This window comes from Streptomyces apocyni, from assembly GCF_009739465.1.
GTDB classification, from domain to species: domain Bacteria; phylum Actinomycetota; class Actinomycetes; order Streptomycetales; family Streptomycetaceae; genus Streptomyces; species Streptomyces apocyni.
Window position 1 is genome coordinate 207,527 of record NZ_WHOM01000051.1, and the last position, 21,708, is coordinate 229,234.

The 21,708-nt window shown below is 71.5% G+C and carries 16 protein-coding genes and 2 pseudogenes; 9 read left to right on the forward strand and 9 right to left on the reverse strand.

Going from position 1 to position 21,708, the window contains the following annotated elements; translation table 11 throughout:
• Positions 1-114 precede the first annotated feature (114 nt).
• Entirely contained in the window at positions 115-435 is a 321-nt protein-coding gene (locus tag GCN81_RS31865; RefSeq protein WP_197287629.1) for an STAS domain-containing protein, read from the forward strand.
• 150 nt (positions 436-585) lie between these two features.
• On the forward strand, positions 586-1,098 hold the full coding sequence (locus tag GCN81_RS13975; protein WP_156724902.1) for a pyridoxamine 5'-phosphate oxidase family protein: 513 nt from the start codon (positions 586-588) through the stop codon (positions 1,096-1,098).
• Here the strand turns inward: GCN81_RS13975 and GCN81_RS13980 are convergent.
• Together GCN81_RS13980 and GCN81_RS13985 are read right to left on the reverse strand one after the other, a co-directional pair.
• Positions 1,093-2,817 carry a sensor histidine kinase gene (locus GCN81_RS13980; RefSeq protein ID WP_407697965.1) on the reverse strand — a complete coding sequence of 575 codons (1,725 nt, stop codon included), beginning with the start codon at positions 2,815-2,817 and terminating at the stop codon, positions 1,093-1,095. The two genes, GCN81_RS13975 and GCN81_RS13980, sit on opposite strands and share 6 nt — an antisense overlap.
• Positions 2,818-3,029: 212 nt before the next feature.
• Positions 3,030-4,208 carry an acyl-CoA dehydrogenase family protein gene (locus GCN81_RS13985; protein WP_156724903.1) on the reverse strand — a complete coding sequence of 393 codons (1,179 nt, stop codon included), beginning with the start codon at positions 4,206-4,208 and terminating at the stop codon, positions 3,030-3,032.
• Positions 4,209-4,332: 124 nt separating this feature from the next.
• Here GCN81_RS13985 and GCN81_RS13990 point away from each other — a divergent pair, with 124 nt between their 5' ends.
• Complete coding sequence (locus tag GCN81_RS13990) at positions 4,333-4,929, forward strand: DedA family protein (RefSeq protein ID WP_156724904.1); 597 nt, start codon at positions 4,333-4,335, stop codon at positions 4,927-4,929.
• Between the two features lie 51 nt (positions 4,930-4,980).
• Here the strand turns inward: GCN81_RS13990 and GCN81_RS13995 are convergent, their stop codons facing one another.
• Positions 4,981-7,683 carry a heavy metal translocating P-type ATPase gene (locus tag GCN81_RS13995; protein WP_156724905.1) on the reverse strand — a complete coding sequence of 901 codons (2,703 nt, stop codon included), beginning with the start codon at positions 7,681-7,683 and terminating at the stop codon, positions 4,981-4,983.
• 217 nt (positions 7,684-7,900) lie between these two features.
• On the opposite strand from GCN81_RS13995, the gene GCN81_RS14000 reads away from it, so the two are divergent.
• Together GCN81_RS14000 and GCN81_RS14005 are read left to right on the forward strand one after the other, a co-directional pair.
• Positions 7,901-8,287 (forward strand): DUF302 domain-containing protein, encoded by a 387-nt coding sequence (locus tag GCN81_RS14000; RefSeq protein ID WP_156724906.1) that lies wholly within the window; start codon positions 7,901-7,903, stop codon positions 8,285-8,287.
• A 101-nt stretch (positions 8,288-8,388) separates the two neighbouring features.
• Positions 8,389-8,844, forward strand: a complete 456-nt coding sequence (locus GCN81_RS14005) for a tellurite resistance TerB family protein (RefSeq protein WP_156724907.1) — start codon at positions 8,389-8,391, stop codon at positions 8,842-8,844.
• Between the two features lie 120 nt (positions 8,845-8,964).
• On the opposite strand, the gene GCN81_RS14010 is transcribed toward GCN81_RS14005, so the two are convergent.
• Both GCN81_RS14010 and GCN81_RS14015 read right to left on the reverse strand, forming a co-directional pair.
• Positions 8,965-10,698 carry an ABC transporter ATP-binding protein gene (locus GCN81_RS14010; RefSeq protein WP_156724960.1) on the reverse strand — a complete coding sequence of 578 codons (1,734 nt, stop codon included), beginning with the start codon at positions 10,696-10,698 and terminating at the stop codon, positions 8,965-8,967.
• Positions 10,699-10,899: 201 nt separating this feature from the next.
• Positions 10,900-12,117, reverse strand: a complete 1,218-nt coding sequence (locus GCN81_RS14015) for a helix-turn-helix domain-containing protein (RefSeq protein WP_156724908.1) — start codon at positions 12,115-12,117, stop codon at positions 10,900-10,902.
• Positions 12,118-12,381: 264 nt separating this feature from the next.
• On the opposite strand from GCN81_RS14015, the gene GCN81_RS14020 reads away from it, so the two are divergent.
• The 3 genes from GCN81_RS14020 (at position 12,382) to GCN81_RS14030 (ending at position 15,898) form a co-directional block, all read left to right on the forward strand.
• Complete coding sequence (locus GCN81_RS14020; RefSeq protein ID WP_156724909.1) at positions 12,382-13,452, forward strand: esterase/lipase family protein; 1,071 nt, start codon at positions 12,382-12,384, stop codon at positions 13,450-13,452.
• A gap of 393 nt (positions 13,453-13,845) precedes the next feature.
• The gene (locus GCN81_RS14025; protein ID WP_156724910.1) at positions 13,846-14,277 is read left to right on the forward strand and encodes a subtilase-type protease inhibitor; all 432 of its coding nucleotides are present in this window, start codon (positions 13,846-13,848) and stop codon (positions 14,275-14,277) included.
• 742 nt (positions 14,278-15,019) lie between these two features.
• Positions 15,020-15,898, forward strand: a complete 879-nt coding sequence (locus GCN81_RS14030; RefSeq protein WP_156724911.1) for a universal stress protein — start codon at positions 15,020-15,022, stop codon at positions 15,896-15,898.
• A gap of 21 nt (positions 15,899-15,919) precedes the next feature.
• On the opposite strand, the gene GCN81_RS14035 is transcribed toward GCN81_RS14030, so the two are convergent.
• The 4 genes and pseudogenes from GCN81_RS14035 to GCN81_RS14050 form a co-directional block, all read right to left on the reverse strand.
• Positions 15,920-18,307, reverse strand: a complete 2,388-nt coding sequence (locus tag GCN81_RS14035) for a phosphoketolase family protein (RefSeq protein ID WP_156724912.1) — start codon at positions 18,305-18,307, stop codon at positions 15,920-15,922.
• 159 nt (positions 18,308-18,466) lie between these two features.
• Entirely contained in the window at positions 18,467-19,486 is a 1,020-nt protein-coding gene (locus GCN81_RS14040; RefSeq protein ID WP_156724913.1) for a DUF389 domain-containing protein, read from the reverse strand.
• A complete protein-coding gene (locus GCN81_RS14045) occupies positions 19,473-20,813 on the reverse strand; it encodes a chloride channel protein (protein WP_156724914.1) in 1,341 nt (446 codons plus the stop codon). Before GCN81_RS14045 ends, GCN81_RS14040 begins: the two co-directional genes overlap by 14 nt.
• Before the next feature lie 207 nt (positions 20,814-21,020).
• Positions 21,021-21,461: pseudogene (locus GCN81_RS14050) on the reverse strand (GlxA family transcriptional regulator); the annotation flags it as partial.
• On the opposite strand from GCN81_RS14050, the pseudogene GCN81_RS14055 reads away from it, so the two are divergent.
• Positions 21,457-21,669, forward strand: a pseudogene (locus GCN81_RS14055) (MBL fold metallo-hydrolase); the annotation flags it as partial. The pseudogenes GCN81_RS14050 and GCN81_RS14055 overlap by 5 nt on opposite strands.
• Between the last annotated feature and the right edge of the window lie 39 nt (positions 21,670-21,708).

The window sequence follows — 21,708 nt, forward strand, 5'->3', positions numbered from 1 at the left end:
AGGCCGAAAGGACCTCCGGTACCTGCGCCCGGGGTGTGCGCTGCGGTGGACTGGCGGCATCAGCACGGACGGGGCGACCGACGCCCCGGCCAACCCATGAACGGAAGCTCGACCATGACACCAGTGAGCGTGACCGTGACACGGCTGGACCGCATCACCGTGGCGGTCGCCCTGGGCGGTGAACTCGACATCGAGACGGCCAAGCGTATCGAACCGCAACTGACACGCCTCGTCGAGGGAGGGCAGCGGGAGGTGGTGCTGGACCTGTCGGGCGTCTCGTTCTGTGACAGCTCCGGCGCCGCGCTCTTCGAGCGGGTCCACCAGGGTTGCGCGGCCGCTGGCGCCCGTCTGCGTCTGTGCCGGGTCCCGCGGCTGCCGGGGCGGGTGATCCACACACTGGGTGTGGACCGCACCATCCCCTGCTCCTTCGTCTGACCGCTCCGTGCCGTGCCCGCTCCCAGGCGGGGCGTCCAGGAGACCGGCCCTCCCAAAGGGCCCACCGCACCCTGCCACGGCAGCGGCGACCACGAGACGCTGGCCGTCAGGAACGCCGTACCCGAGTAGCCCGAGCGGAAGGTGGGCGCGATGAACGACGAAGCCACGCATCGACGGGTGGACAGCCACCGTGCGGCGCTGGCACCCCGGCACGTGTCAGCGCTCGGCCGCTACGAGGCGCTGCGGCTGTTGGGCACGGTTTCGCTGGGACGCATCGTCTTCACCCACCAGGCTCTGCCGGCCGTGCGGCCGGTCAACCACCTCATGGACGGCGAGAACATCATCGTCCAGCTCCACGACGGCGCGACGCTCGCCTCCCTCGTCGCCCCGACCGACACCGTCGGGGTCGTGGTGGCCTACGAGGCGGACGCCATCGACCCGGTCACGCATCTCGGCTGGAGTGTCGTCGTCACCGGATACGCCCGCCGCGTCACCGACAAGCGCGACCTCGCCCGCTACGCGGCCGCCCTGCGCCCCTGGGTCCAGCACGACGCGATGAACGCGGCGCTGCGCATCCGGCCGGACCTCGTCACGGGCTCCCGACTCGCCGCGGAGCCGGCATCCCCGGACCAGCGGGCGGCCGGTGCCATCGACGACTCATGATCGCTCCCGCTGTGCGAGCGGGGCACTCCACACCAATCTGGTGCCTCCTTCACCCGGAGCCTCGACGGCGAAGGCGCCGTGCACGCTCCGGGCGCGCTCGTCGAGGTTGTTCAACCCACTACGCCTGCCGTCGGCCGGGATACCCCTGCCGTCGTCCGTGACGGTGAGTACGACCTCGTCCGCTGTGGCTCGCAGGGACACCTCGACTCGTGTGGCGTGCGCGTGGCGGGCCGCGTTGCTCAGCGCCTCGCCAAGAGCGGCCATCACGTGGTCGGCCACCTGCGGCGGCACGTCGGTGTCGAGCAAGCCCTCCATGCTCAGGCGGGCCGGGAAGCCGAGCACGGTGCCGGCCTCGCCGACGGCACGCGCCACGCGAGCGCGCAGGCTGGGGCCCATGTCCTCCTCCCTGGCGCGCAGTCCGAAGATCGTGGACCGGATGATCTTGATCGTCTCGTCGAGATCCCCCACAGCCCGCGAGACGCGTTCGGCCGCGCCCTCGTGCTCCACTAGCCGCGCGGCGCTCTGCAGGGTCATGCCTGTCGCGAACAGCCGCTGGATGGCCAGATCGTGCAGGTCCCTCGCGATGCGGTCCCGATCCTCCAGCAGCGCGAGCTGTTCGGCGTCCGTGCGCCGCTCGGCCAGTTCCAGTGCGAGCGCGGCCTGGCGGGCGAACGCCCGGAGCGCCTGGAGCTCCCCGTCGGTGAACACCGGCTCGCCCACGGACCGGGCCAGCAGCAGCACGCCCCGAGGGTCCTTGGCCTCCGTGCCCAGCGGGACGGCCACGGCCGGTCCGAGGCCGTCGAAGCGGCGGGGCCCGGCGGTGTACCGGTCGTCTTGCGCGAGGCCGACGGTGGTCACGGGCGCGCCGGCTTGGTAGGCCGCGCCGGAGAGGGTGCCCACCACCGGGATCACCAGGCCGCGGCGGGTCTCGCCGTCGGCGCCGACGGCGAGCTCGACGACGAGGTCGCCGGTTCCGGGCACTGGCACGGATACGTCGGCCAGCTCTGCCCCGGTGATCTCCTGTGCCCGCCGGGCAATCAGCTCCAAGACGTCCAGCCGCGGGTTGCCGGAGAGGAGGCTGTTGGTGATCTCCGCGTTCACCTGCAGCCACCGCTGATGGCGCTGCGACGCCTCGTACAGCCGGGCGTTGTCGATCGCGACACCGGCAGCGACCGACAGGGTGGAGATCACCGACTCGTCCTCGGCGTCGAAATCCACACCGCCGTGCTTGTCCGTGAGGTAGAGGTTGCCGAAGACCTCGTCCCGTACGCGGATAGGGACGCCGAGGAACGTACGCATCGGCGGATGGTGCGCGGGGAAGCCGTACGACGCCTCGTGTGCGCCAAGGTCGGTGAGCCGCAGCGGCTCGGGATCGCGGATGAGTTCGCCCAGGATCCCGTGCCCGGCCGGCAGTGGCCCGATCCGGGCGATCTCCTCCTCCGTCAGCCCGACGGTAAGGAACTGCGACAGCGTCCGGCCGTCCGGACCGATCACCCCCAGCGCCCCGTACTGCGCGTCGACCAACAGCGCCGCCGCTTCAACGATCCGCCGCAGCACTTGGGGGAGGTCCAGCTCACGGCCCACCGAGACGACCGCCTCCAGCAGGCTGTGCACCCGGTCCCTGGTTCCGCGAGCGGCGTTGATGCGCGCCTGAAGCTCCTCCAGCAGCTCGTCGAGCCGCATCTGAGGCATCCGCGACAGGGGCTCCTCCGCACTCACCGCGCCCTCCTCCGCTCCGCCGTCACCCGCTCTGTGCGACCAGCCTATCGACCACCCCACCGCTTGTTCGGCTGTTGCGCACGCCGGGTGGAGTGCGATCCGCGCGGACCGGCCGCGTGCGTGGCGTTCCGCGTGTGCAGGGGCTGATCGGCAGCGGAGGGGGCCACGCGGCCCCTGTCCCCCACGGAGAGACGATCAGTATGCGCGACAGCTCAGCGGCGTACGCGTGGCATGCCCAGGCCGATCCAGGAGATGATCTCGCGCTGGATCTCGTTGTTGCCGCCGCCGAAGGTGAAGATGACCGCGGAGCGGTAGCCGCGCTCCAGTTCGCCGCGCAGGACCGTACCCGCGGAGCCCTCCTTCAGCGGGCCCGCCGCCCCGACGACCTCCATGAGCCAGGCGTAGGCGTCGCGGCGGGCCTCGGAGCCGTACACCTTGACGGCGGAGGCGTCCTGGGGGGTGAGGGTGCCGCCCTGGACGGCGTTCACCATCTGCCAGTTGAGGAGCTTCATCGCGTCCAGCGTGGCGTGCGTCCTGGCCAGGCGCTGGCGCACCCAGCCGAGGTCGATGACGCGGCGGCCGTCGGTGAGTTGGGTGTCGGCGGCCCAGCGCTGGACGTTGTGCAGGGCGCGGATGGCCATGGTGCCATGGGCGGCGAGGGTGACGCGTTCGTGGTTGAGCTGGTTGGTGATCAGCCGCCAGCCCTGGTTCTCGTCGCCGACGCGGCGGGAGACGGGGACCCGGATGTTCTCGTAGTAGCTGGCCGTGGTGTCGTGGGAGGCGAGGGTGTTGATGAGGGTGCAGGAGTAGCCGGGGTCGCTGGTCGGCACCAGGAGCATGGTGATGCCCTTGTGGGGTGGGGCGCCGGTGTCGGTGCGGACGGCGAGCCAGACCCAGTCGGCGGTGTCGCCGTTGGTGGTCCAGATCTTCTGGCCGTTCACGACGTAGGTGTCGCCGTCCCGTACCGCCCGGGTCTTCAGCCCGGCGAGGTCGGTGCCCGCGTCCGGTTCGCTGTAGCCGATCGCGAAGTCGATCTCGCCGGAGAGGATCTTCGGCAGGAAGAAGTTCTTCTGCTCGTCGGTGCCGAACCGCATCAGGGTCGGCCCGACGGTGTTCAGGGCCATCAGCGGCAGCGGGACCACGGCCTGGGCGGCCTCGTCGAAGAAGATGAACTGCTCCATCGGGGTCAGGCCCCGGCCCCCGTACTCCGTGGGCCAGCCGACGCCGAGCCAGCCGTCGGCACCCAGACGGCGGATCGTCTCGCGGTAGAAGCGCTTCTGCGCCGCGGGCTCGGCGTACCGGGCGTGGGAGTCGGCCGGTACCAGCTCGGCGAAGTACGCGCGCAACTCGGTGCGCAACCGCTGCTGCTCAGGCGTGTATGCGAGGTGCACGGCCCCTCCTGGCTCTCGCTGACCGTTGGGCGACGGCGCACACAGTAGAACTTGTTCCAGTAATGCGGAAGGGTGAGAGAAGGCAGGACATGCCCCGGCCGCGCGGTGCGGCGACGATGGTGGAGTGATCGACGCCGCTCAGCTGCTCGCCGCCTTCGGGACGCTCGGCGTGTTCGTGGTGCTGTTCCTGGAGGCGAGCACGGTCTTCGGCGTCGTGCTCCCGGGCGGAACCACGCTGTTCACCGCCGGGGTGTTCTGCGCGGCGGGCGACCGCGGACTCTCGCTGCCGTGGGTTCTGCTCGCGGGTACGGCGGGCACGGTGCTGGGCGTGGAGGCCGGTTACTGGACCGGGCTGCGCGCCGGGCCCGTACTGCTGGCCCGGCTGCGCGGGCAGCGGCTGCGCGCCGGGGTCGCCCGGGTGGAGGAGCTGCTGGCGCTGCACGGTCCCGTCGCGGCCGTGCTGGTGGCCCGCAGCGTCCCGGTCGCGCGGACTCTGGCGGGGCCCGTGGCGGGGGCGCTGGGGGTGCCGGTGGGCACGTTCACGCTCTGGCAGACGGTTGCCGGGGCGGCCTGGGCCGCGATCACCACCTTGTGCGGGTACTTCCTCGGCACGGTGCTGCCGGGGCCGCGGGCCTACCTCGCGGTGCTCGGGGTCCTGCTGCTGGGCCTGCTGGTGTTCTCCGGGTGGCGGCGGCACACCCGGCTCGTCCGCCGCCGCTGAGCGACCCGGGCAGGCGGGACTTTGCGGACACGGCCTAGGAGGCATCTCCCCCTAGACGTAGCGGTGCGGGGCGGCGTCGAAGGCGGTGGCGCAGCCGGTGGAGCAGAAGTGGTAGCGGTGGCCTTCCCTGTCGCGGTGCTCGGCGGCGTCACCGGGAGTCACCGTCATCCCGCACACCGGGTCCCGCTCCTCGGTGCCCGGTCCTGGTGGCGATCCCGGTTCCGGCACGGGGCGGTGATCCGCCGCTGTCTCGACCGTCGGTTCGACGGCAGGGGGAGCGGCGGGCGGGAGCGGGGCGACGTGCCAGCGGCGCAAGCGGCTGGAGTTGCTGACCACCGACAAGGACGACAGGGCCATCGCGGCGGCGGCGATGATCGGGCTCAGGCGCAGGCCCCACAGGGGGTACAGGGCGCCAGCGGCGAGCGGGATACCGACGGTGTTGTAGATCAGGGCGAAGAACAGGTTCTGGCGGATGTTGCGCATGGTGGCGCGTGAGAGCCGGATCGCGGTCACCACCCCGCTCAGCGAGCCGGAGATGAGGGTGATGTCGGCGGCCTCGATGGCCACGTCCGTGCCGGTGCCGATCGCCAGCCCGACGTCGGCGGCGGCGAGGGCGGGGGCGTCGTTGATGCCGTCGCCGACCATACCGACGGCGCGGCCCTCGCCTTGGAGACGGCGGATCTCGTCGGCCTTGTGCTCGGGAAGGACCTCGGCCAGCACCCGGCCCACCCCGACCTGGGAGGCGATCGCGGCGGCGGTGCGGGCGTTGTCGCCGGTGAGCATCACCGTCTCGATGCCGAGATTCTGCAGAGCGGCGATGGCCTGTACGGAATCGTCTTTGACCGTGTCGGCCACGGCGAGCACTCCGGCCGGTCGGCCGTCCACAGCCACGAGGACCGGGGTCTTGCCCTGCCCGGAGAACTCCTCGGCGACTGCCTGGAGTTCGTGTGTGCCGATGCCGACGTCACGGAGCAGTCGGCCGGTGCCCACCAGCACGGCCCGCCCGTCCACGGTCGCCTCGACCCCCTTGCCGGTGATCGAGTCGAAGCCGGTGGTGGGCGGCAGGCTCAGGCCGCGCTCGCGGGCACGGGCCACGATCGCCCCGGCGAGAGGGTGCTCGCTGTCGGCCTCGGCCGCTGCGACGAGCGTGAGCAGTTCGTCGCTGCCGAAGCCGTCGGCCGTATGGACATCGGTGAGTTCGGGCTTGCCCTCGGTGACCGTGCCGGTCTTGTCCAGGACGACGGTATCCAGCTTGTGGGCGGTCTCCAGGGCTTCGGCGGAGCGGATCAGGATGCCCGCCTGGGCCCCCTTGCCGGTGCCGACCATCACGGACAGCGGGGTGGCCAGGCCGAGCGCGCACGGGCAGGCGATGATCAGTACGGCTACGGCGCTGACGAGCGCGAGGGTGAGGGCCGGGGCGGGCCCGACCACGTACCAGAGCGCGAAGGTCGCCACCGCGATCGCGATCACAGCGGGTACGAAGTAGGCGGAGACGGCGTCCGCGAGGCGCTGGATGGGGGCTTTGGACGCCTGGGCCTGCTGCACCAGGCGTACGATCTGGGCCAGCATGGTGTCCGCGCCCACCTTGGCCGCCCGTACCCGCAGGGAGCCGGTGGTGTTGACGGTGGCGCCGATGACGGGGTCCCCAGTGCGCTTGGTGGCCGGCATGGGTTCGCCGGTGACCATGGACTCGTCCACGGCCGAAGACCCGGACAGCACCTCCGCGTCGACCGGCACCTTCTCACCCGGCCGGATCACGATCTCGTCGCCCACCACGACATCCTCGACCGGGACTTCGGTCTCGGCGCCGTCCCGTACTACCCGGGCCGTACGGGCCTGCAGCCCCAGCAGCGCACGGATCGCCTCGCCGGTACCGGCCTTGGCGCGCGCTTCGAGCAGCCGCCCGAGCAGGATCAGCGTGAGGATCACCCCGACCGCCTCGAAGTACACCTCCCGTACATCCTCGGGCAGCAGCGTGGGGGCCAGTGTCACCAGCAGGCTGTAGCCGTACGCCGCCGACGTACCCAGCGTGATGAGAGAGTTCATGTCCGCGCCCCGGTGACGCAGGGTCAGCCAGCCGGTGACGTGGATGGGCCAGCCGGTGAAGAACATCACCGGCGTGATCAGCGCCAGCTGCGCCCAGTGGTCCAGCATCCAGCCCGGCACCCACTCGGCGCCGAACAGTTCGTGCGCCATGACGCCGAACAGCACCGGCGCGGTGAGTACGGCGCCCGCGGCGACCCGGCGGGTCAAGTCCCCGATCTCCGCCTGCCGTTCGGCGACCTCGGCGGCCTCCGCGTCGGCCGCCGACGTCTCCTCGCCGCCCCCGGTATCCACCGCTGCCGGAGCGGCGGCGTCCCCGGTGGGAGGGGCGCCGTTGCCCGGCTGGACCACGAGCCTGCCGTGGATCATGTTCATCCCGCAGGCGAAGCCGAACGATCCCGCCTCGCTCGGATCAAGGCGTACGGTGGTGCGGCTGTGGGCGGGCAGCCCGGCGCTGACGCGTAGGTCGGGGAACACGACCCGGTTGGTGCACTCCCCGGCCTCCTGCCGGTCAAAGACGAGCTCCACCGGCACCCCTTGGCGGACCTTGATGACATCGGGGCGATAGCCGCCCCGCACCGTCACCTCCACCCGCTGCACCCCGTCTTCCAGCCGGGCGGTGCTCGCGCGGCGCGGCCCGAAGAAGTACCAGGCGAGGCCCGCGACCAGCGCGGCGGCGGCCAGGACGACCATGACGTCGGCGCCGTTCATGACGGATCGCCTCCCTCTCCGGCCATGCTCCCACGATCCGGGCGAATACCTCCATCGGAATGAGGACACGGCCCCTGGGCGGGCCGCGACCACCCTGCTGTTCGTGTACGCCCACGCGCCGACCGGTTTGGCGAGAAGGCTGGCGAGCAAGGGACCTCATACCGCACCGCCACCCCGGCATTCTGGCCTCGCCGCCCACAGAACAGGAGCGACCGTCATGAGCTACGACCGAACCGTTCGCCTGCAGAGTGACTTCACCGCCGCCGTGAAGGCCGTGCGCGAGGCCCTGGCCGAGCAGGGCTTCGGTGTGCTGACCGAGATCGATGTGACCGCGACGCTGAAAGCCAAACTCGGCCACGACATGGAGGACTACCTGATCCTCGGTGCCTGCAACCCGCCCCTCGCCCACCAGGCTCTCGAAGTCGACCGCGCCATCGGCCTGCTGCTGCCCTGCAACGTCGTCGTACGCGCCGACGGCGACACCACCCTCGTACAGGCCCTCGATCCAGCCACCTTGGTCACCCTCACCGGCCTGCCCGCCCTCGAGCCCATCGCCGACGAGGCCACCCGACGCCTGGACGCCGCGCTGGCGTCGCTCACCTGACGGAGGGCCAGGCGGCGTCGTTCGGTGAGGAGTCGTGGCTCTCTGCTGATAATTTCTACCGTGTTGTAGAGGAAAACTCCCCCGAACCTTATGGAGCACTCATGGCACTGTGGGACCGTCTCAAAGAGTCCGCGTCGTCGATGCAGACCCAGCTGCTGGCGAAGAAGAACGACCTCAAGAGCGGCGCGTTCCGGGACGCCAGCATGGCGATGTGCGCGCTGGTCGCCGCCGCTGACGGCAGCATCGACCCGGACGAGCGCCGCAAGGTCGCCCAGCTCATCTCGACCAACGACGTGCTGCAGAACTTTCCCGCGGAGGAGCTGCAGCGTCGCTTCGAGGACGCGTGCAACAAGCTGACCGCCGACTTCGAGTTCGGCAAGGTCAGTGTGCTGCAGGAGGTCGCCAAGGCCAAGAAGAAGCCCGCCGAGGCGCGTGCCGTGATCCAGATCGGCATCGTCATCGGTGGCGCGGACGGCGACTTCGACAAGGACGAGCAGGCCATGGTTCGCGAGGCCTGCTACGCGCTGGGGCTGCCCCCGCACGAGTTCGACCTCTGATCTCACGCACCACTGGTCTGATGGTCTGACGCACCGCTGATCTCACGCGCCGCGCCGCGCCGGGCCTACGGGGATACGTCTCCGCGCCCGGCGCGCCGCGTTTTCGCTCACGTCGCTGCCTCAGTCGGCGCCCGCGCTGGCCAGGAACTGGGTGGCGGCGAGTTCGGCGTAGAGCGGGTCTCCCGCGACGAGTTCGCGGTGGGTGCCCACGGCGCGTACCCGGCCCGCGTCCATCACGATGATCCGGTCGGCCATGGTGACCGTGGAGAGCCGGTGGGCGACGACGAGCACCGTGGTGGTGCGGGCCACGTCGGCGACGGTGTCGCGCAGGGCCGATTCGTTGACGGCGTCGAGTTGGCTGGTGGCCTCGTCGAGCAGCAGCAGCCGGGGGCGGCGCAGCAACGCGCGGGCGATCGCGACGCGTTGGCGCTCACCGCCGGAGAGTTTGGTGCCCCGGTGGCCGACCAGCGTGTCCAGTCCCTTGGGGAGGCGGCTGATCAGGTCGGTCAGCCGGGTGGTGTCCAGGACGCGGTGCAGTTCGGCCTCGTCCGCGTCGGGGTTGCCGAGCAGCAGGTTGTCGCGGAGGCTGCCGGAGAGTACAGGGGCGTCCTGCTCTACGTAGCCGATGGCGGCGCGGAGTTGGGGTATGTCCCAGTGGGCGATGTCGCGGCCGTCCAGGGCGATCTGGCCCGCTTCCGGGTCGTAGAAGCGCTCGATGAGCGAGAAGACGGTGGTCTTGCCCGCGCCGGACGGGCCGACGAAGGCGGTCATTCCGCGGGCGGGCACGGTGAAGGTCACCCCGTGGTGGACGTACGGCAGGTCGTCCGCGTAGCGGAACCGGACGTCGGCGAAGGCGAGTTCGGCGGGCTCGGCGCCGGGCGGCGGCAGCGGCGCGGGGTCGGCCTCGGGCTCGGCGGGCAGCCGCAGGGCCTCCTGGATCCGGGTGAGCGCCGCGGCGCCCGTCTGGTATTGGGCCACGGCGCTGACGACCTGCTGGATCGGCGACATCAGGTAGAAGACGTAGAGCAGGAAGGCGACCAGGGTGCCGATATCGATGGCGCCGGTCGCGACCCTCGCCCCGCCGACCGCGAGCACCGTGATGAACGCGATCTGCATCGACAGGCCCGCGGTGTTCCCGGCCAGGGCCTCCCACTTGGCGGCACGCACGCTCTGCCGCCAGGACTCGTGCGCGGCCTGGTGGACGACCTTTTCCTCGCGGTGTTCGGCGCCGGAGGCCTTGACGGTACGCAGCGCGCCCAGGATGCGCTCCAGTGAGGCGCCCATCAGGCCGACCGCGTCCTGGGCCTGCTTGCTGGCCCGGTTGATCCGGGGCACGATCACCCCGATCACGGCCCCCGCGACCAGGATCACGCCCACCGTGACGGCGAGCAGCACCGGGTCGACCACACCCATCAGGACCAGGGTGGCGATCAGTGTGAGCCCGCCGGTGCCGAACCCGACCAGGGAGTCGGTGGTGACCGCGCGCAGCAGCGTGGTGTCGGAGGTGATCCGCGCCATCAGGTCGCCGGGTTCGCTGCGGTCCACGGCCTCGATGCGCAGCCGCAGCAGGTACGAGGACAGGGCGCGCCGCGCGCCGAATACCACCGACTCGGCGGTGCGCCGCAGGACATAGCCGCCGAAGGCGCCGATCGCGGCGTTGGCGATGACCAGTGCGGACATGGCCATCAGCGGACCGGCGATCGAGCGGTCGTGCGCGAGGTCGTCGATGAGGGCCCTGGCCACCAGCGGCAGAGCGAGCCCGGTGGCGCCGGTGAGCAGCCCGAGCAGCGCACCGCCGAGCAGGGTCCAGCGATGGGGCCGGACGTAGCCAAGGAGCTGCCGCCAGGCGGGTATGGCGGCTGGCTCGGGGGGCTCGGAAGGCTTGGGCGGCTCGGATGGCGCGGAGGGGGCGGATCGGGCGGCGGCTTCGGTGGCCACGTAACGCTCCTCGGGTGATGGCGGGGGTGCTGCGGGCCGGGCCCAGGCGGGCCGCGAGGATCAGCGTACGTCCAGGCCCCCGACACTCGTCACCTGTTACCTGTCACCTGTCACCTGTCACCCGTCACCCGTGCCGGTCAACTCGAGGGTACGCAGAGCCAGCAGCGCGCCGGTGCGGAACGCCGGATCGGTGAGCCGGTCACCGAAGAGCTCGTCGAGCTGCCGCAGTCTGCTGCGTACGGTCTGCGGGTGGATACCCAGCGCGTCGGCGACCTCCGGCGCGGTGCGGCCCCAGGACATCAGCAGCGCCTGCAGCGTCTCGGCGAGCCGGGCGGCCTTTCCGGCCGGGAGCCCGCGCAGGGTTTCGGTGACCCGGTCGGCCATCAGCCGCCCGATGGGCGCGCCGGACAGCAGCTGCACATCGAGCAAGTGGTCATCCGCCATGAGGAGTTCACCGCGTGGGGCGGCCAGGCCGCGCCGGTGCTGGAGAGTGAGGCGCGCGCAGTACGCGGAGAGCCGGGCATCGCCGAGCGGCACCGTCGGGCCGAGCGCGGCCGGGTGGTCGCGTACGGCGGCCCGCAGGCGGTCCAGGCGGCCGCCGTCCCCCGGGTCAGGGACCAGGAGCAGCAGCTCCCCGCCCCGGGGCAGGGACAGGATGTCCTCGTCGAGGCCCATCGCCAGGACATGGCCGCCACCGCCCGCGCGCCGCATCACCAGGCAGGCCAGGGTGTCGGGCAGCCGCCACTCGGCTAACTCGGCCAGGGCGGCGAGGGGTTCGCCGCCCGGGTCGGGCGCGTGCTCCAACAGGCGTACGGCCAGGGCGCGTCGGGTGCGCTCGGTCTCCCCGGCGGAGCGGGCCCGGGCGTCGGCGTAGCCGCGTACCGCCTGCGCGGACATCGCGTCGACATGGGTCAGTACGGCCTCGGTGACCGCTGGTTCGGCCTCGGGCGGCAGTCCGGCGTCGCGGGCGATGCGGACGTAGTGGCGGCAGGCGATCCGGGCTCCGACGCGGTAGGCGGCCTGGATGCCGTCGGCGGTGCGGCCGTTGAGGAACTCCAGTCGGCCGAGGTGCTGGAAGTAGAGCTCGTGGTGACCCTGTGGACTGTCGGGGTTCTCGATGAGTTCCACGAACTGGCGCATGGCCCGGTGCACGGCCGCCGACAGGTCACGGCCGACGGCGGAGCCGAGTGGCCGTCGGTAGGCGCCCACCTCGCGGCGGATCTCGGCGAGCATGTCCGCGGCGATCTCGTCGATCCTCGGGCGCAGCGCCTCGGCGAAGACCGCGGGGATCTCCCGCCAGGGCTGACGGGACAACGCACCGGCGATGGTCTGCACAGCGCCCCCCTATAGACGTAGTTACCGCAGGGTAGGCAGTCTCGCCCGACGCGGTGCCCGGATCTAGTCCTTTGGCGTGCATCGGAGTGTCGTGCGCACTCACGTAGTTGAGCGGTGGACCTGCGCAACTGTCACTCGCGTGCGGGAATTCGACGCGGTTCGGCCAGGTCACTGGTGTGCGGCGGGTGGCTGGATCAGCGTGTGACACCGGTGTTACGCACCGGTAACCCGCGTTGATCCGAGCCGCACGAAGGTGAGAGCCGCATGCCCCTCCGTATCCGCGCCACGCACAAGACCGCCGAGACGTCTGAGACGTCTGAGATCCCGGCCGTCCGCACGCGCCTAGACCGCAGAACGCGCCCGTTGTTGCGCGGCCGCCTGGTCGCGGCGGCCACCGGGTTCGCCGTCGCGCTCGGCCTCGGCGCCGTCGGCACCACGGCGAGCCAGGCCGCCGACGCACCGTCCACGGCGGCCTCCACAGCGGCCTCCGCCACGGGCGCGTCCGCGCAGGACCTCACCGACGGACCGGAGGGGCCGCCGCAGAAGTCGTTCCTCGACGCGACGGCGTACGCGTTGCTCCATCCGACGGCCGTACCGGCCGGAGCCAATGACTGGGACTGCGAACCCAGCGCGGAACACCCCAACCCCGTCGTCCTGGTGCACGGCACGTTCGAGAACCGCTACATGAACTGGGCGGGCCTCTCGCCGCGGCTCAAGGATGCGGGCTACTGCGTCTACGCGCTCAACTACGGCGGCACCCAGGGCGGACTCCTCCAGGGCACCGGTGACATAGCCGACTCTGCGGCCCAGCTCTCCGCCTTCGTCGACACCGTACGGGACCGGAGCGGGGCCGCCGAGGTCGACCTGGTCGGGCACTCCCAGGGCGGCATGATGCCGCGCCACTATCTGAAGAACCTGGGCGGCGCGGACAAGGTCGGCAAGCTCATCGCCCTGACGCCCCCGAACCACGGGACCTCACTGTCGGGTCTCGCGACGCTGGCCACCTTCATCCCGGGTGCCGAGAAGCTGACGGGCCTGGCCTGCCCCGCCTGCCAGCAGCAGAGGTACGACTCCGACTTCGTGGCGTCACTCAACGAGGGCGGCGAGGTGGTTCCGGGCGTCGACTACACCGTACTAGCGACGTGGACGGACTGGGTGGTCACGCCGTACACCTCGTCGTATCTCACGCCGGGCGACCGGGTCTCGCAAAGCAAGTTGCAGGACCACTGCCCGTTCAATCTGACCTCACATGTGGGCATCAGTTACGACCGCACCGCGACCCGGATCGTACTCAACGCGCTGGACCCCGAAAACGCCCAAAAGCCCCGCTGCTGACCCGACCCGCTCCCCCTAGTGCCGGTGGCGAAGTTGCCATCGGCACTTCGCGGTGCCCTCAGAGCGATGCATTCCGGTCGATGCGAGCCATCCCGAACGAGAATGCATACAATATTTGTGCAGGTCAAAGGGTTGTTTCCGATTTTACTATCGCACCGCGTCTGCGCTCCGCACCGGCCGCGAAGATATCGGTTACCCGCGCTGAGCTGCCCGAACACCTCTTCGTTTACCGCTCAGCGAACCTACACGTCCGATAAACGACCATGCGTATGCCACGCATTTGGCACTCACTCTCCGCACCCGCAAGACTCCCCACCGCGAGGAGCACACCGTTCCACTACCCGCTTCCACCCGCACCCGCACCGTGCGCCCCCGCACTAAGGAGAAACCCAGATGCGCTACACACTCAAGAGCATGGGCGTGGCCGCCGCGGCGACCGCGTGCGTCCTGGCCGCGGCGACGAGTACCGCGCAGGCCGCGCCGACCAGCCTCTACACCCCGTCGGCCCTCGTGCTCGCCGTCGGCCACGGCGAGGAGGCCGCGACCATGACGGCCGAGCGCGTTGTCACCCTGAACTGCGCGCCCCGGCCCAGCGGAAGCCACCCCGCGCCCGAGGCCGCGTGCGGCGAACTCAGGGCGGCCGAGGGCCGATTCGACCAGCTCGTCACCTCCGAACCCCAGGCCATCTGCACGATGGAGTGGGACCCGGTCGTGGTCACCGCCGACGGCTACTGGCAGGGCAAGCGCGTCGCTTGGTCCACCACGTTCGCCAACGACTGTGTGATGCGGGCGAGTCTGACGGAGAGCACCGCACTGAACTTCTGACGCGATCTCGGCGGCGCAGCGCGCCCCAGCGCGACCCCACAGACCCTCGGCAGCCTTTCGTGGGGGAAGGCAGCCGAGCAACGGGCCCCCGTTGTCCAGTAGTTCCTGGACGACGGGGGCCCCTCGGCGTTCCGTTCCAGGGCCAGGTCAGCCGCGGGTCGGCTTCTGGGTCGGGCGACGGGCGGGGGCCGGTCGGGGACGGGGGCGAGAGCGTGGGCGGCGACGGGGACGGGGACGGGGGTGCGGTACCGGAAGCGGTGGGCTCCGTACCGCCCGCCGTGGAGGTCCCCGACGCGCATCCGGCGGCCAGCACCGCGACGGTCAGCACCGCGGTCAGGACGGCTGGGCCACGGAACCGCACGACCGGATGGCGGGGCTGCCTTGCGACCCTTGTCGCGCGGGGCGTTCTCATGGCGCGGGGCCTCCTCGACGGCGGAACGAACGTCACCCGCCGGGCGGCGGACACTCCCCCTCATCCTCGGGGCGCCACCGCCCCGCCGAGGTCCCCGGACCGGCCCCTCGACGAGCGCCAGACGGCTGACACGCGCCTCAGCCGTTCGGCTGATGCCCACGGCCTGGCTCGCCCAAGGGGGACGACGGCGACAGGGCCGTACGGGCCTGCCCTGGGGCCCCTCGGCCCCTGGAGTCGCGGGCTCCGTGCCATGGGGCTCAGTATGAGGATCGGGGCAATCGTCCGCGGCCCGCTCTGCCGGTCGCCCACTGGACATGGAGGTCCATTGCCATGACTCGCCCCATCACCGTCGGCGTGGACGGTTCCCTGCCGAGTCAGGCCGCCGCCGACTGGGCCGCGCGCGAGGCACGCCTTCGCGGCCTGCCGCTGCGCCTGGTGCAGGCCTGGGAACGGCACCCGTTCGGCGCGGCCTCCCCGGAGCCGGAGAGCCAGCGCCAGCAGCATGAGGCCCTGCGCATGCTCCAGGAGGCCGAACAGGAACTGCGCGGGCGGTATCCGGCACTCCCCATCGATAGCGAGCAGATTCCCGGCATCGCGGCCGAGGTGCTGCTGGGACAGGCGGAGGAGGCCGAGCTGCTGGTGCTGGGCTCCAGCGGTCACGGCGCCATCGCCGGATTCTTCCTCGGCTCCGTGGGTCAGCAGGTGCTCGCCCGGGCGAAGAGCCCCGTGGTGTCGGTACGGCCGCCCGCTCAGCCCGGCGGCGAGCAGGACAACGGGGAGGTCGTGGTCGGCGTCCAGCACCTGGAGGCGCGGAAGCCCAGCCCACTGCTGGACTTCGCCTTCAGCGCGGCCGCCGTCCACGGAGCCACGGTGCGCGCCGTGCACGCGGAGGACCTGCCGTCGCTGTACGCGTACGGCCTCGTCGTGTATCCGGCCGAAGTGCACGACGAGAACACTCCGAGGGAGAAGGAACTGGCGCTGGCCGAAGCGGTCAAGCCGTGGCGCGACAGGTACCCACAGGTCCCGGTCGTCTACACGGTCGACCTGGCCCAGGCGTCGGGCGTCGTGTTGCAGGCCGCCGAGGGGGCCGCGCTGGTTGTCGTCGGCCGTCGGGTGCACCAGCCCACGCTCGGTATGCGCATCGGGCCGGTCGCGCACGCCGTACTGCACCACGCGACCTCTCCGGTCGCGGTCGTCCCGCACGCGTGAGGGCGGCGAAACCGTACGCGGTCAGCCGTCCCAGGTCCAGTCCGCGACCTCGGGCAGATCGGTGCCGTGTTCGCGAATCCAGCCGTGGTGGCGCAGCCGGATGTCCTCCATCAACTGCCGTACGGGGGCGGCGCGTACGGCCAGGCCCGGCACGCGGTCGATGACGTCCATCACCAGGCGGTAGCGGTCCAGGTCGTTGCGGACCACCATGTCGAACGGCGTGGTGGTGGTGCCGATCTCCTTGTAGCCGCGTACGTGCAGGTTGGGGTGGCCGGTACGCCGGTAGGCAAGGCGGTGGATGAGCCAGGGATAGCCGTGGTACGCGAAGATCACCTGCTTGTCGCGGGTGAACAGGGCGTCGAACTCGGCGGCGGTCATGCCGTGTGGATGCTCCTCGGCGGGCAGCAGCCGGGCCAGGTCGACGACGTTGACCACCCGCACGGCCAGCTCCGGGAGATGGCCGCGCAGCAGCTGAGCGGCGGCCAGCACCTCCTGAGTCGGGACGTCACCGGCGGCGGCCAGCACGATGTCCGGTTCCCGTTCGCCGTTCTCGCTGCCCGCCCACTCCCAGATCCCGGCCCCACGGGCGCAGTGGGCACGGGCCTGGTCCATCGACAGCCAGTCGAAGCAGGGCTGCTTCCCCGCGACGATGACGTTGACGTAGTCCCGGCTGCGCAGGGCGTGATCCGCCACCGAGAGCAGGGTGTTGGCGTCCGGCGGCAGATAGACCCGTACGACCTCGGGGCTCTTGTTGAGGACGTGGTCGACGAAGCCGGGGTCCTGGTGCGAGAAGCCGTTGTGGTCCTGACGCCAGACATGGGAGGTCAGCAGGTAGTTGAGGGAGGCGATCGGGGCGCGCCAGGGCAGTTGGCGGGTGACGCGCAGCCACTTGATGTGCTGGTTCACCATCGAGTCGACGATGTGGACGAACGCCTCGTAGGAGGAGAACAGTCCGTGCCGTCCCGTCAGCAGGTAACCCTCCAGCCAGCCCTGGCAGGTGTGTTCGGAGAGGATCTCCATCACCCTGCCGTGCCGGTCCAGGTGCTCGTCGACCGGGCGGGTCTGGGCCTGCCAGGCCTTGCCGCTCGCGCCGTAGACGGCCTGGAGCCGGTTGGACGCGGTCTCGTCCGGGCCGACCAGCCTGAAGTCACGGCGCTGGCTGGTGGCCGCCATGACGTGCTCCAGCAGGTCGCCGAGCACCCTCGTGGGCTCGTGCAGTGTCGCGCCGGGTTTGTCGACCTGGACGCCGTAACGCTCCAGTGGCGGCAGGGGCAGTTCGCGCAGCAGCAGGCCGCCGTTGGCGTGCGGTGTGGAGCCCAGGCGCCGGGCGCCCTCGGGGACACAGGCCAGCACCTGCTCGTGTGGGCGGCCGTGCGCGTCGAAGAGTTCTTCGGGACGGTACGAGCGCAGCCAGTCCTCCAGCTGCCGCAGGTGCGCGGGGTTGTCGCGGACCGCCGCGAGCGGCACCTGGTGCGCGCGCCAGGTGCCCTCCACGGGAAGGCCGTCGACCTCGGCCGGCCCGGTCCAGCCCTTGGGGGTGCGCAGCACGATGACCGGCCAGCGGGGCCGTTCGGTAACGCCTTCCTCGCGTGCGGTGCGCTGGATGAGCGCGATACGGTCCAGGGCTTCGTCCATGGCGGCGGCCAGGGCGCGGTGCACGGTCATCGGGTCGTCGCCGGCGACGTGGATCGGGGCGTGGCCGTATCCCCGGAGTAGCTCGTTGAGTTCGGGTTCGGGCAGGCGGGCCAGCACCGTCGGGTTGGCGATCTTGTAGCCGTTCAGGTGGAGGACCGGCAGGACCGCGCCGTCGTGGACGGGGTCGAGGAACTTGTTGGAGTGCCAGGACGCGGCCAGCGGGCCGGTCTCCGCCTCGCCGTCGCCGATCACGCAGGTGACGAGCAGGTCCGGGTTGTCGAGGGCGGCGCCGTAGGCGTGGGCGAGGGAGTAGCCGAGTTCGCCGCCCTCATGGATGGAGCCGGGGGTCTCGGGCGCGACGTGGCTGGGCACGCCGCCCGGGAAGGAGAACTGCCGGAACAGCCGCTCCATACCCGCCCGGTCCCGGCTCACGTCCGGGTAGGTCTCGCTGTAGCTGCCCTCCAGCCAGGAGTTGGCGAGTACGGCGGGCCCGCCGTGTCCCGGTCCCCAGATGCACAGGGCATCCTGACCGCGCGCCAGGACGACACGGTTGAGGTGGGTGTACACCAGGTTCAGGCCGGGGGATGTGCCCCAGTGGCCGAGCAGCCGCGGCTTGATGTGCTCCGGGCGCAACGGTTCGGTCAGCAGCGGGTTGGACAGCAGATAGATCTGGCCGACGGCCAGGTAGTTCGCGGCACGCCAGTGGGCGTCCAGGTTCCGCAGGTCCCGGTCCGTGAGCGCGCCGGGTGTCTGGTGCTCTGTGGCGTCGGGCATGGTGGGTCCTTCCGGTCTCGAGGCCGGGCGCCGGTCCGTACATCCTCCCACCAGGCGCGCCGCCCCGCCCGGCCCGAAACAGGCCTGTCCCGGCCTGTTCGGGCCTGTCCTGGCCTGGTCCGGCACCCGCCCGCAGGGGTGTCGGGGGGGGCGGCCGCGTCAGGTGCGGCTGGTGCGTCGTACGGTGCAGGTCGTGCCGTCCGCCGGGCACCAGTGGGTTCGGCCACCGACCAGGTGGAGTTCGAGATCGGCGTCGCGCATGCCGGTGGCGTCCAGCGCGGCCCGCAGGGCGGTGGGGGCGGGATGCGGGGGAAGGCCGAGTACGCCCACGACCACAGTGCCGTTGCGGGCCTTGACGGACGCGACCTGCCACTGGCCCGCGGCAGCCCAGCGCTCGGCGACCGGCCGGGCGTCGGCGGCGAGCGTGCGGTCCCGCATGACCGAGATGCTCCCTGCCGTGAGCGGAGCCGCGACAAGCAGGACGAGGGCCGCGACCGCGACCAGCGACCGTCCGCGCAGGTCCCCTACGGTGATCCCAGCGGCGTGCGCGCCTGCCCGTACCCGGTAGCAGAGGAAGACCGTGGTGCCGGTAGCGATGATGGCGGCGACATTGGTGGTGAAGAGCAGCGCGGACTCGGTGGCGTCGTGGTAGCGCCGTACGGAGATCAGCAGCCCCGTGACGGACAGCGGCGGCACCAGGGAGATGGCGATCGCGACACCGGGCAGGGCGTCGGAGACATCGGAGCGCACGAGGGCGAAGGCCCCGACCGTGCCGGTGGCCAGAGCGGCCAGCAGGTCGATGAGGCGAGGGCTGATCCGCGCGGACACCTGGCTGTTGGAGGCGTAGGCGTCGGGCGACGCGACGATCCAGCCCAGCAGCATGCCGATGGCCACGACGGTGAGAGCGCCGCCGACCACGAGCAGCACACTGCGCACCACAAGCCCGCGGTCGGCCAGGACGAGCGCCAGCGCACTGCCCAGGATCGGGGTCATCAGCGGGGCCACGATCATGGCGCCGATGACGGTGGCGGTCGAGTCGGCGACCACGCCCGCGCCCGCGATGACCGAGGCCAGCGCGAGCAGTACCCAGAAGCGTGTGGAGCTGGGGCTGCGCCATGAGCGCTCGATGAACAGGGTCTCGGTCATCCGCCGTGCGGCGGCCGCGTCAACTGCCGCCATCCCTGGCCTTCCTGTCTTCTCGAGTGCGGGGGCGGTTGATCAGTTGGGTGGCCAGATGCGCGGTGACCGCCGCGATCACGATCAGCGGCATCTGGTGGTACGCGTCGTCGCCCAGCAGCAGCGTGGCCAGGATCGCACTGGTCAGCGGCAGCCCGGTGACGACCACGGCGGCAGCGGCGATACCGAGTCCCAGGGCCGGGGGCACCCCGAATCCGGGCAGCGCGGAGCACGCGACGGCGACGACCGCGCCGATCAGGACGGCCGGGAAGATGGGACCGCCGCGCAGACAGCCCAGGCTGATGCCCCAGGCCAGTGCCTTGCAGACGACAAGCGCCAGGAGAGCGGCGACGGACCAGGCATGCGGATGGGCGGCGAGCTCACCGAGGGTGGCCTGGCCCGAGAGCGCGGCTTCCTCGGGGGAACGGCCCGTCAGCAGCGCGTACGCCGTGAGGCAGACGCCGACCGCGAGCGCGCAGAATACGGTACGCGGCGCGGTGTGCTCGCTGGTCCACCGAGCGGTATACCGGCCGAGCCGGTGCGCTGTGGCAACGACGAGGGCGACAAGGACCGCGACGGGAACGCCCCACAGGAAGTCACCCGCGTCAGGGTTGACGTCCGGTGGCACGGCGGGCAGTTCGAGGGCGCCGATGGACAGGCCGGTCCATTGACCGAAGCCGGTGAAGACCAGCGCTCCGGTGGCACTGGCCACCAGGCAGGGCAGCAGCAGGACGACCAGCTGTCCCCCGGCCAGCCCAGCGGCCTCCACCACCAGGATGGCGGCCACGATCGGGCCGCCGAGGATGGTGGAGATCGCGGCGGTAGATCCGGCGGTAGCGATGACCGTGGCCGACCTGGGGTCGGTCGCGGTCTTCGCCCTGCGCAGCGCGAGCAGGGCGAGCCCGCTGCCCACGGCCATCAGCGGGGCCTCGGGGCCCAGTACGACGCCGAGGGGCAGCGTCGCGAGGGCGGCCAGGATCACGCCGGGCAGCGCCTCTGGGCCGATGGGGGTACCGCCGAGGCCGTTCACCGGCAGGTGGCCGCCGCCGCCCCGCATCCGGGTGGCGATCGGCGCCATGATCAGTCCAGCCAGCAGGAGTGTGGGCAGCGGCCACCACCAAGGGGCTCGGTGGTAGCCGACGGCCTCGGGGAGCGCCTCCCACACGCCGTGCTGGATCGCGTGTTGCAGGCCGACGAAGAAGAAGCAGGCCAGGGCGATGGGCACGCCCAGCAGGACGGAGAGCAGCAGCAGCCGCAGATAGCCACGGCTGAGCAGAACGGCGCGCAGCGCCGCCTCACCGTCAACGGGCTGCTCGTCCACCTGCGTCACCCTCCCATGCAAGGTCCGCACGAGCGGGCGTGCCTGTCGGCGGGGTCGAACGGGTGACGCACCGATCACCAAGGTCTGCGGTCGTCGGCGTAGTACGGCGGAGGGGAAAGCATGGGGTGTCGGCGCTTCGGGGGCGGGGCCGGGCTTGTCCCGGTCACGGCCGGAGTGCGAGGCCGGTCTCTCCCTTACCTGTGCTTCGCGGTCGGGTCAACCCGTCGGTGGGGAGGCCCGGGTGAAGGCACGGCGGTAGGAGCGGGGTGGAACGCCTCGGCGGCGCACGAACCGCTCGCGCAGTACGGACGCGCTGCCGTACCCGACCGTGCGGGCGATCTCCTCGACCAGCAGGTCGGTGGTTTCCGGCAGTTCCTCGGCCCGGCTCAGCCGTAGCTCCCGCAGCCAGGCGTGCGGTGTGGTGCCGGTGGCCGCGGTGAAGCGGCGAGCGAAGGAGCGTTTGCTCATCACGGCACGCCCGGCCAGCTCCGCGACCGGCAGCGGTTCGTGGAGGTGATCGCGGGCCCAGGCGAGGACTTCGGCGAGGCGTTCGTCCCGACCGTCCTGTAGTGCGGGGGCGGCCAGGTACTGGGTCTGCCCGCCGTCGCGGTGTGCGGGCAGCACCATGTCGCGGGCGATGTGGTTGGCCCGTGAGGCCATCACGCTGCTGGCGGGCACGTACGGCGGCGTGGTGGCGTTCGTGGGCGATCTGTGGTGGCGCGCCAACGGCCCGGTCGAGGACCCGGTGGCCCCGGACCGCGAGATGCTGCGGGCCTCCCGGCTCCGGGTCATGGCGGCCGCCGACGTCATCGTTCCCGGCCATGGTGCCGTGTTCAAGGCCCCCGGCAGCTTTCCTGAGGGATGAGAGACCCCCGACTGGCACGACGTCGGCGGCCGGGGTTCG